The 2,249-nt window shown below is 37.3% G+C and carries 1 protein-coding gene; it reads left to right on the top strand.

Translation table 11 applies throughout. The features are described from left to right. Positions 1–557: 557 nt before the first annotated feature. Positions 558–2,249, top strand: a 1,692-nt coding sequence (locus tag ENL20_10695; protein HHE39022.1) for a hypothetical protein, incomplete at its 3' end; no start/stop codon positions are given.

The raw sequence follows: 2,249 nt of genomic DNA, 5'->3' as shown, positions 1-2,249 counted from the left end.
GATTTAACATTTACCATTTCCGAAGACCTGACGAGTGAAGATGAGGGAAATCCATCGCAAATTAAACTTTATACTCGCTCTTCAAATGCTGATTCAAATTGGATTTTGTTAATGACTGCAAGTTCTGTAAATGCTTCAACAGATGAAGTAACATTCGATAACATCACCGATTTCAGTCAATTCTTTATCGGAAGAACAGCTCCGCAATCACTCAATCCTCCTCAAAATCTGACAATCGAGGTTGTAGACGAAGAAGTGCAATTGAGTTGGGATGAAGTTGTCGGTGCGAATTCCTACAAAATCTATGCGTCTGACGATCCGTATGCAGCAGATTGGGAAGAAGAGATCGGTTCGGTTGCTGAAACGAGCTGGACTACAGATATTACGGGATTAGAAAAGAAATTCTATCGAGTTGTTTCTTCGACGGAGAGTGTAACTCGTGATTCCGATCTCGAGAAAAAAACTCTGAAAAAGTCTCGCTCAAAAATCTCTCGCAATTGACTATTGCTGAATTGAGGTAAGTATAAAACCTTGAAATTGTTTAGCGATATGATGATATGAAAGAAACATTTTCAAGGTTTGTTTTGACAACTCTCATACAAAAAGTTTTCAAGAAGCTGGGAAAATATATTCAGGAGGTTCTTATGTCTAAAAAAACAACTCTATTTCTTTTGCTATTTCTAACAGCATCGTTATTTTCCACCAATATCGAAGTTTCGGGAACAATATCAACCAATACAACCTGGACAGGTGTGGACACAGTAAAAGTAACAGGAAATATTACTATTAACAATGCAGTAACCCTAACCATCGATCCCGGAATTTATGTAGAATTTCAGGGACATTACAAATTGGATGTGCAAGGCACACTCATTGCTATCGGTACATCTTCCAATAGTATTACTTTCACAGCAGCAAACCACAGCACCGGCTGGAACAGGATTGTTTTTGATAACACACCGGCAGCCAATGATTCATCAAAAATAGTTCATTGCAAATTAGAATACGGAAAAGCAAATCTTACCGACGAAGAAAGAAAAGGCGGAGCAATATATTTGAATGATTTCAGCAAAATATTAATTAGCCATAGTAATTTCAGCAATAATTACTGCACAAAGGAAGGTGGAGCAATCTACGGTAATTATGCTGATATTAAAATCGAAAACAGCACTTTTCATAATAACATTGCCGATGATTTTGATGGTGGAGCATTTTTTTTCAAGTATTCAAATCCTCTGATCGTTAATAATCTGATTTATGATAATGATGCCTATTCTGGTGGTGGAGTTTATGTTTTCCTTTGTAACGGAACATTTATCAATAACACAATATCCAACAATACTGCATCTTGGGATGGAGGAGGTGTCCGTTTTATTCAGGATGGTTCAACATTTAAAAATACCATAATATATGGGAATACTGCTAATATTGGAGAGCAAATTGCAATAGCCCATGGTAATCCAGGTTTCTATTACTGTGATATTGAAGGCGGAATAGATGCTGTCTATGGATCTGAATACATAGGGAACTACGAAAATTGCATTGATGCCGATCCGCAATTTATTGGTTCGGGAAATCACCCTTATGGTCTGTTAGAAATATCTCCTTGCATTAACAATGGATATCCCGTTACTTCTGTAAATGATGTCGGAGAATATGATCTTGCAGATAATCCTCGTTTTCTAAATTCCATAATCGATATTGGTGCTTATGAGGGTCTTATAGAATATGATGACTTTCCCGGAACTGCTCTCGAATTTGACGGTACAGATGATTATGTTAATATTGGGAACGATGAAAGTTTAAATTTTGGAAATGTTCTCACCATCGAATGCTGGGTAAAACCAAACGACCTTTCAGGCAGACAGGGAATTTTTTCTACCAGATTGGATAATGAATCAGGTTCTTTCCAAGTGGAAATAGGTCCCGGAAGTAATGGATCGAACAGAGTTGCAGTTGCCGGAGTAAACACTTGGGTTGCCGAAACGGAAGATGATGTTATTGCAGCAGATGAATGGTTTCACATCGTTTACACAAGATCGGGGATAATGCCGGAAGATCAGAAGTTATATATTAACGGAGAGGAACAATCTCTGATTACTAATGTCTCTTACGAGTTCTTAAATAATTCATCTGATAAAATTATAGCTTCCGGTACAAATGGCGGTCAATTATTTAATGGGATTATTGATGAAATGCGAGTTTGGAATGTGGTACGTTCCGAAACAGAACTGCGTGAAAATATGCAT

The sequence above is a fragment of the Candidatus Cloacimonadota bacterium genome, from assembly GCA_011372345.1.
Classification (GTDB): domain Bacteria; phylum Cloacimonadota; class Cloacimonadia; order Cloacimonadales; family TCS61; genus DRTC01.
The sequence above is the reverse complement of the archived record's forward strand: the minus strand, read 5'-3'. Positions and strand labels throughout refer to the sequence as shown.